Origin of the sequence: Streptomyces sp. NPDC087420 (genome assembly GCF_044744165.1) — a bacterium.
Classification (GTDB): domain Bacteria; phylum Actinomycetota; class Actinomycetes; order Streptomycetales; family Streptomycetaceae; genus Streptomyces.
The window spans coordinates 159,464-167,744 of record NZ_JBIUXU010000006.1; the positions used below are offsets into that span (position 1 = coordinate 159,464).

Annotated in this window: 8 protein-coding genes; 3 read left to right on the forward strand and 5 right to left on the reverse strand. The window is 71.5% G+C overall.

The features are described from left to right. Positions 1-84 precede the first annotated feature (84 nt). A complete protein-coding gene (locus ACIO1C_RS14100; RefSeq protein WP_401862549.1) occupies positions 85-1,266 on the forward strand; it encodes a PP2C family protein-serine/threonine phosphatase in 1,182 nt (393 codons plus the stop codon). Between the two features lie 100 nt (positions 1,267-1,366). On the opposite strand, the gene ACIO1C_RS14105 is transcribed toward ACIO1C_RS14100, so the two are convergent. Next, complete coding sequence (locus ACIO1C_RS14105; RefSeq protein ID WP_401862552.1) at positions 1,367-2,731, reverse strand: lysine N(6)-hydroxylase/L-ornithine N(5)-oxygenase family protein; 1,365 nt, start codon at positions 2,729-2,731, stop codon at positions 1,367-1,369. A 76-nt stretch (positions 2,732-2,807) separates the two neighbouring features. Between ACIO1C_RS14105 and ACIO1C_RS14110 the strand changes: the two genes are divergently transcribed. Together ACIO1C_RS14110 and argB are read left to right on the forward strand one after the other, a co-directional pair. Beyond that, positions 2,808-3,755 carry a methionyl-tRNA formyltransferase gene (locus ACIO1C_RS14110; protein ID WP_401862555.1) on the forward strand — a complete coding sequence of 316 codons (948 nt, stop codon included), beginning with the start codon at positions 2,808-2,810 and terminating at the stop codon, positions 3,753-3,755. Then, a complete protein-coding gene (gene argB / locus ACIO1C_RS14115; protein ID WP_401862557.1) occupies positions 3,752-4,621 on the forward strand; it encodes an acetylglutamate kinase in 870 nt (289 codons plus the stop codon). Before ACIO1C_RS14110 ends, argB begins: the two co-directional genes overlap by 4 nt. A gap of 100 nt (positions 4,622-4,721) precedes the next feature. On the opposite strand, the gene ACIO1C_RS14120 is transcribed toward argB, so the two are convergent. The 4 genes from ACIO1C_RS14120 to ACIO1C_RS14135 form a co-directional block, all read right to left on the reverse strand. Beyond that, positions 4,722-4,997, reverse strand: a complete 276-nt coding sequence (locus ACIO1C_RS14120; protein ID WP_401862560.1) for a hypothetical protein — start codon at positions 4,995-4,997, stop codon at positions 4,722-4,724. Positions 4,998-5,070: 73 nt separating this feature from the next. Next, positions 5,071-5,970 (reverse strand): ABC transporter ATP-binding protein, encoded by a 900-nt coding sequence (locus tag ACIO1C_RS14125; RefSeq protein WP_401862561.1) that lies wholly within the window; start codon positions 5,968-5,970, stop codon positions 5,071-5,073. Positions 5,971-5,974: 4 nt separating this feature from the next. Continuing rightward, the gene (locus ACIO1C_RS14130; protein ID WP_401862564.1) at positions 5,975-7,081 is read right to left on the reverse strand and encodes a FecCD family ABC transporter permease; all 1,107 of its coding nucleotides are present in this window, start codon (positions 7,079-7,081) and stop codon (positions 5,975-5,977) included. Between the two features lie 2 nt (positions 7,082-7,083). Further along, positions 7,084-8,109, reverse strand: coding sequence for a FecCD family ABC transporter permease (locus tag ACIO1C_RS14135; RefSeq protein WP_401862567.1), 1,026 nt, complete (start codon positions 8,107-8,109; stop codon positions 7,084-7,086). Positions 8,110-8,281: the final 172 nt, after the last annotated feature.

The window sequence follows — 8,281 nt, forward strand, 5'->3', positions numbered from 1 at the left end:
GTCGAGGTCAAAATCAGGACAATCGCTGATCAAAGACCCCTCTCCGCGACCGACCCGCTCCCGCTCCCCGCTTGAGGCATCCCTGTGAGAGAACGGACAACTCCCACCGCCACGCGTGCCCGTCCGGGCCCCCTGGCGCGCTGGTCCGGAGCCACGGCGGGCAAGACCTTCCTGCTCCGACTGCTGTGGCAGGCGCCCACGGTCCTGCCGCTGGCGGTGCTGTGCGCGGTGACCGTGGTCGGGTTCCTGGTCCCCGTCGACATCCACCTGGCGTCGCTCCTGGTCGCGGTGCCGGCGCTGACCGCCGGTCTGGTGGGTCCCCGGTTCACCGCCCTCATCACCGCCCTGGCGTGTGTGGCCGCCGCCGCGCTGGACATCCGTGACGGGCTCATGGACTCACCGATCCTGCCGATCCACCTGATCGACCTGCTGGTGGTCTGCGGCCTGGTCGTGCTGTTCTGGCGCCTGCGGGACATGGACTTCAAGGCGCTGGTCCAGGTCAGATCCGTCTCGGACGCCGCCCAGCGCGCCGTGCTGCGCCCCCTGCCACGCCGGATCGGACGGCTGCGGATCGCGTCCGTGTACCGCTCGGCCGCGGCGCAGGCGCAGATCGGCGGTGACCTGTACGCGGCCGAGCGGACCCCCGGCGCGGTCCGCCTGATGATCGGGGACGTACGGGGGAAGGGCCTGCCGGCGGTCGACGACGCCGCGGCCGTGCTGGGGGCCTTCCGGGAGGCCGCCCACCGCGACGCCACCCTGCCGGAGCTGGTGGCCTCGCTGGAGGGCAGCGTGGGCCGGCATCTGCGGGAGGTCGGCAAGACCGACCGGGACAGCGGCGAGCGGTTCATCACCGCCCTGGTCCTGGAGATCCCGGACGACGCCCCGGTGGTACGGATGATCAGCTGCGGCCATCCGCCGCCCCTGCGCTCCCACCGGGGGGTCACGACGCTGCTGCGCTCGCCGCACCCCGCGCCGCCGCTGGGCCTGGCGGGGGACGTCGAGGACTACCAGCTGGACAGCTTCCCGCTGGAGTCCGGGGACACGCTCCTCCTGCACACCGACGGCCTGCTCGAAGCCCGGGACAGCACGGGCGCGTTCTACCCCGCGCACGACCGCTTCGACGCCCTGCTCTGGTGCGACCCCGACGAGCTGCTCCAGCGCCTGGTGAAGGATCTGCTGGAGCACGTCGAAGGACGGCTGGAGGACGATGTGGCGCTGGTCGCCCTGGAGCGGCTGCGGGAGCAGTCGGACCTGCCGGCGGCCTGAGGCGCGGGGGCCATAGGGGCGCCGGGCCGCCTCCGGGGCCGGTCCCGGGCGCCGGACCCAGGTTCCGTACACCGCCGTCCGGCCCCCCGCCGGCCCGTCCTCAGACGGTGCCGGCCCTCACCGGGGCGGGCCCCCGGCTCCCCCGCTCCGCGAGCAGCGCCTCGTGGATCTCGCCGGCCCGTACCGCCGTGTTCGACAGCAGCGTCGAGGTGATCCCGTGGGTGTGCTCCGTACCGCCCTGGAGATAGATCCCCGCGGTCACGTTCGCGGCCGTGACGACGCGGTGGTCACGCCCGACGAGGAGCGCGTCCTCGTCGTCGCGCAGGCACAGCTTTCCGACGCCGCCCAGGCGCTCGCCGAGATCCTGCGGCCGGTACCCCGTCCCGTGGACGAGGACGTCCGCGGTGAGCACCTCCCGCTCCCCGGTCGGCAGGTACTCCACGGTGATGTCCAGTCGGTCCCCGCGCGGTTCGACCTCACGGATGCGCGAGACGTTCAGCATGCGCAGCCGCTCCCGGCCCTGGACCTTCTCCTGGTACATGGTCCGGGAGAGGGCCTCGATCAGGTCCATGTCCACCACCGAGTAGTTGGTGGCCCGGTGGTAGTCGAAGAGTGACTGCTTCACGCCGCGCGGCGCGTTGTAGTAGATGTCGACGGCCTCCGGATCGAAGATCCGGTTGGCGAAGGGGCTGTCGTCGGCGGGGGTGTAGCCGTACTTGGAGAAGACCGAGCAGACCTCCGCCTCCGGGAAGCTGCGGTGCAGGTAGTCGACCGCCTCCGCGGCGCTCTGCCCGGCGCCCAGCACCACGGCCCGGCGCACCTGCTTGCCGCTGCGCGCCAACTCCGCCACCCGGGGCATGAGTTGGCTGTTGTGCCAGACCTGGTCCGACAGCACGGTCCCGGGCGGCAGATGCGGCTCCAGGCCCGTGGCGACCACCAGGTTGCGCGCCCGGCGCACGATCCGCCGCTCCGGGTCCGCGGGGTCGCGGCTGGCCACGTCGAACCAGCGCACCTCGCCCTCCACCGTCACCGGCTCCACGGAGACGACCTCGGAGCCGTACTCCACCAGGTCGTCCACGCGGGCGGCGGCCCACTCGAAGTAGTCGTGGAACTCGATACGGAGGGGGAACAGCGTCTTCTGGTTGAGGAAATCCACCAGCCTGCCCTGCTCGCGCAGGTACGACAGGAAGCTGAAGTCGCTCGTCGGATCCCGCATCGTGACCAGGTCCTTGAGGAACGAGACCTGCATCGTGGCGTCGTCGATGAGCATGCCCCGGTGCCAGCCGAAACGCGGTTGCTTCTCCAGAAACCCGGCCCGTATCCGTTCGTCGTCGGGGACTCGTGCGTTGTGCTCCTGGATCGCTATCGCGAGCGCCAGGTTCGACGGCCCGAAGCCGATGCCCAGTACGTCATGGATGTCATGGGTGTCCTGGACCGAGCCCGGCTCACTGTGCAGTGGGTTCACCGCGTCATCGCCTCCCTAAGCAGGCACATGTTAGATAAGGTTAGCCTTACCTTGCAACGTCTGAGGAGGATTCACCATGCGGGTCGTCATGTTCGGCTACCAGACCTGGGGTCATCGCACGCTCCAAGCGCTGCTCGACTCCACTCACGAAGTGGTGCTGGTGGTGACCCACCCCAAGAGCGACCACGTCTACGAGAAGATCTGGGACGACTCGGTGGCCGAACTCGCCGAGAAGCACGGCGTACCGGTGCTGCTGCGCAACCGCCCCGACGACGAGGAACTGCTCCGGACGCTGCGCGAGGCGGCGCCGGACATCATCGTCGCCAACAACTGGCGTACGTGGCTGCCACCGGAGATCTTCGACCTGCCGCCGCACGGCACGCTCAACGTCCATGACTCGCTGCTGCCTTCGTACGCGGGGTTCTCGCCGCTGATCTGGGCGCTGATCAACGGCGAGCGGGAGGTGGGTGTCACCGCGCATCGGATGGATGGCGAACTGGACGCCGGGGACGTCGTGTTCCAGCGTTCCGTCCCGGTCGGCCCCACCGACACGGCCACCGACCTCTTCCACCGTACGGTCGACCTCATCGGGCCGATCGTGCGGGACTCCCTCGACCGGATCGAGTCGGGCACCGCGGAGTGGGTCGCGCAGGACCGGAGCCGGGCCAGCTTCTTCCACAAGCGTTCCGTCGAGGACAGCCGGATCGACTGGACGTGGCCCGCAGAGGACCTGGAGCGGCTGGTACGCGCCCAGTCGGACCCGTACCCCAACGCCTTCACGTACCACCGGGGCGAGCGGATACGGATCGTCTCGGCGGCGCTCTCGCGGGCGAACTACGGAGGGACCCCCGGCCGCGTCTTCATCCGCGAGGGCGACGGGGTGGTCATCGTGGCGGGTACGGAGGCACGCTTCGGCCGGAGCAAGGGCCTGGTGATCAAGCGGGTGCGGACCGAGGACGGCGTCGAGCACCCGGCCACTGACTACTTCCGGACCATGGGCGGCTACCTGACCGCTCGTCCGTGAGCGGGGTCCTCGCGCCGGCCGGCGCCGGTACGGACGCGCTGGAGCGGCTGCGCGGCCGGATCGTCGTGGTCAAGTTCGGCGGGAACGCGATGGTGGACGACGCGCTCAAGCGCGCCTTCGCCCACGACGTCGTCGCCCTGCGCCGGGCCGGGGTGAAACCCGTCGTCGTGCACGGCGGGGGCCCGCAGATCAGCGCCCAACTGGCCCGGCACGGGCTGGAGTCCCGCTTCGAGGCGGGGCTGCGCGTGACCACGCCGGAGGCGATGGACGTCGTACGGATGGTGCTCTCCGGCAAGGTCCAGCGCGAACTGGTCGGCCTGCTCAACGAGTACGGCCCGTACGCGGTCGGGCTCACCGGCGAGGACGCGCACACCCTGACGGCGGAGAAGCACTACGCGCGGGTGGCGGGGGAGCCGGTCGACATCGGCATGGTGGGGACCATCACCAAGGTCGACGGGGCGGCCGTACGGGTCCTCTTGGACCACGGCCACATCCCGGTCGTCTCGCCGGTCGCGCGCGGCGAGGGAGGCGAGATCTACAACGTCAACGCCGACACGGCGGCGGGCGCGATCGCGGCGGCGCTGGAGGCGGAGACGCTGGTCGTCCTGACGGACGTGCCGGGCCTGTACGCGCACTGGCCGCACAGCGACCGCGTCGTGGAGCGCCTCACGGCGGGGGACGTGAACCTCCTGCTGCCCGGCCTCGACGGAGGCATGCTCCCGAAGATGGAGGCGTGCCGCGAGGCGGTACGGGCGGGAGTGGCCACGGCCCAAATCCTGGACGGCCGGGTACGCCACGCCCTGTGGACGGCCCTGCTGGACCCGGGCTCCTCCGGCACCACGGTCCTGCCGGACGCGCGGGCGTAGGACACCCGGCGGGATCGCCGGACGGGCCCGACGGCCCGTCCGGCGCCGGTCCGCCGCGTGGTCGAGGACCGGACGGAGCAGCCGGACGCCGGGTACGGCTTCAGAAGGGAACGGCCAGGCCGGCCTGTCGCAATCGCTCCAGTGCGCTCCCCATGCACGCGGCGGCCGAGGCCCCGTCGGCCCTCATCCCGCCGTCCAGCGGCCCACCGGAAGCGGCGAACGTCCACGCCGTCCGACCTTCACGTACACGCTCCGCGTCGACCCTGATCATGGCGTCCACGCCCTGCTCGCCGAGCCATTCCAGGATGAGCATCGTCACGTCCTCGACGCCGCTGTCCGGATCCGGCTGGGGGTGCCGCCCACTTCCCTTGGCCATGGCCACCACCCTACTCAGGAGCTGGACCGGCGTTGTCGCGCGCTTTCAAGGCGGTTCGGCCCACAAGAGCAGGCTAAGGCAGCGCCGGCTCGTGGTGGCGGCTCATGGGGATGATCATGGGGGTGCCGCTGACGGGGTCCTCGGTGACCTGGCAGCGCAGGCCGAAGACCTCCTCCACCGTTTTCGCCGTGATGACCTCGGCCGGGGGGCCCTCGGCGACGATCGTGCCGGACTTCATGGCGATGACGTGGTCCGCGTACCGGCAGGCCTGGTTGAGGTCGTGGAGCACCATCACGATCGTGCGGTTCTCGTGCCGGTTGAGGTCCGTGATCAGGTCCAGGACGTCGATCTGGTGCGCGAGGTCGAGATACGTCGTCGGCTCGTCCAGCAGCAGTACCGGCGTGCCCTGGGCCACCGCCATGGCGATCCAGGCGCGTTGGCGCTGGCCGCCGGAGAGTTCGTCGACCGGGCGGTCCGCGAGGTCCGTCATGGCGGTCGCGCGCAGCGCGTCGTGCACGGCCTGTTCGTCGCCCTTGGACCACTGCCGCCACCACGTCTGGTGCGGTGAACGGCCGCGCCCCACCAGGTCGATGACCGTCAGGCCCTCCGGCGCCACGGGCCCCTGCGGCAGGATGCCGAGCCGCTGGGCCAACTCCCGCGTCGGGATGGAGTGGAGGGAGCGGCCGTCGAGCCGGACCGTACCCTCGCGCGGGGACAACAGCCGGGCCAGCGCCCGCAACAGGGTCGACTTGCCGCACGCGTTGGCCCCGACGATCGCCGTGATCCGGCCGGGCGGGATCGCCACGTCCAGGTGGTCGACCACGATCCGGTTGTCGTACGCGAGCCGTACCCCTTCGGCCCGCAGGTCGGGACCGGCGCCGGCGTTGGCGACAGCGGCTTCGGTGGGCGTCGGCGTCGGCGTGGACGCGGGCGTGGCCGTCGGGTCGGTGTCGGGCGCGGATTTCGATGACATGGGTTCAGCCTCCTGAGCCGACGCGATTGGCGCGGACGAGCAGCCAGAGCAGCACCGGCGCGCCGAGCACCCCGGTGACCACGCCGACGGGAAGTTCCGTATCGGGGATCAGCTCCCGCGCGGCCAGGTCCGCGGCCAGCACCATCAGCGCGCCGGTCAGACCGGCGGCCACCGGCGGGGGCCAGGCGGTACGGGCCAGCCGCTGGGCGACCTGCGGCGCGGCCAGCGCCACGAACGCGACCGGTCCCGCAGCCGCCGTACCGAACGCCACCAGCCCGACACCGGTGAGCAGCGTGGCCAGCCGCACGGGCTGCACGGCGGTGCCGAGGCCCTTGGCCACGTCGTCGCCCAGTTGCATCGTGCGCAGCCGGCGGCCCAGCAGGAGCGAGGCCGGTACGAGCACCGCCATCGCGAGGGCGAGCGGCCTGACCTCGTTCCAGCCGCGGCCGTTGAGGTTCCCCACGAGCCAGCCGAGCGAGGCCTGCGCCTGGAACTGCCCGCCGTGGGCCATCAGATAGTCCGTGACGCTGGTGCAGATCCAGGAGATGCCGATCCCGACGAGCACGATCCGGTAGCCGGTGGTCCCGCGCTTCCACGCCAGGACGTACACGAGCAGGGCGGCGGCCAACGCGCCCGCCAGGCCCAGCGACTGGGTGCTCAGCCCCGCGTCCCAGCCGAGGACGAGACCGGCGACGACCGCCGCGCCCGCGCCCTGGGTGATGCCGATCATGTCGGGGCTGGCCAGCGGATTGAGCGTCATGGTCTGGAAGAGCGCGCCGGAGATCCCGAAGGCGATCCCGACGAGCAGCCCGGTGGTCGCGCGCGGCAGCCGGAGTTCCTGGACGATCAGCTGGGTGCCGGGATCGCCCGTGCCCAGCACCGCCCGCACCACGTCGGACAGGCCGAGGGGGATCTCGCCCACGGACATGCCCCAGCAGAACACCAGGAAGGTGGCGACGGCGAGACCGGCGCAGACCCCGACCAGCCGGGGCCGTACCACCCCGGAGACGGGGGGAAAGGCCAGCCGGAACGGGACACGTCCGGCGGTACGGCGCGGAAATGGCGCGGGCACGGCGGCGGCCGGGGTGCGGGTGGGCAGCGGACCGGTCATGTTCACAGCTCCGCGAGTCGTCGGCGGCGGACCATCGCGATGAAGAACGGGCCGCCGATGAAGGCGACCAGGATGCCGGCCTGGATCTCGACCGGGCGCGCGATCAGACGTCCGGCGATGTCGGCGAGGAGCAGCAGACAGGGCGCGAGCACCGCCGACAGCGGCAGCAGCCACCGGTGGTCGGGGCCGATGCCCGCCGCCTGGGTGAGGATCCGCGCGACGTGCGGGACGACCAGTCCGACGAAGACCACGGGGCCGATGACGGCCACCGCCCCGCCCGTGAGCAGGGTCACGGCGAGCACGCCCTGGATCCGTATCAGCCCCAGCCGCAGCCCCAGTGAGGCCGCCACGTCGTCGCCCAGGGCAAGGCTGTTGAGCGCCGGCGCGGAGGCGAGGGCGAGGACCGCGCCCACCGCGAGGAACGGCAGGACCTGGACGAGGGTGTCGCCGTTCTGGTTGGCGAGGGACCCCGCCTCCCAGAAGCGGAAGCGGTTCAGCGCGTCCGCGTCGGTGAGGACGATGGCGCTGGTCAGCGAGGAGAGCAACGAGGTGATCGCGACCCCGGCGAGGGCGAGTTTGACCGGTGTCGAACCGGATCGCCCGAGCCCGCCCAGCAGATACACCAGCACACTCGCGAACAGCGCCCCGGCGAAGGCGAACCAGATGTAGCCGTAGACCGACCCGAGGCCGAACACCCCGACGGAGACCGCGATGGCGAAGGCCGCGCCCGCGCTGACCCCGAGCACACCGGGGTCGGCCAGCGGATTGCGGGTCAGGGCCTGCATCAGGCAGCCCGACAGCCCGAGGGCGGCTCCGGCCGCCAGACCGAGTGCCGTACGCGGTACCCGTACCGACCAGATGACACTATCGATCCGCGCGCTGGGCGCGTGGCCGAACAGGGTCTCCACGACCTGGCCGAGCGGAACGCTCAGCGCTCCGAACGCGATCGACAGCAGGCACAAAGTGAGAAGGGCGGCGCCGGGCAGTGCCACGAGCAGCACCGCGCGAGGGGCTTTCGCCCGGGTCACCGAACTCTCTCCACGTCAACGTCCTTAGGTTAGGCAGGCCTTAACTCTAGTGCAGGGGCCTTGGGGCGCCTCGGGGCGGGTGGTGCTTTTTATTAGGTAACCCTTACCTTAGTATGGCCCCCGACCCGGGCTCCACCGAACCGGGGACCGACCTGCCTGGGGAGGCGCGGCC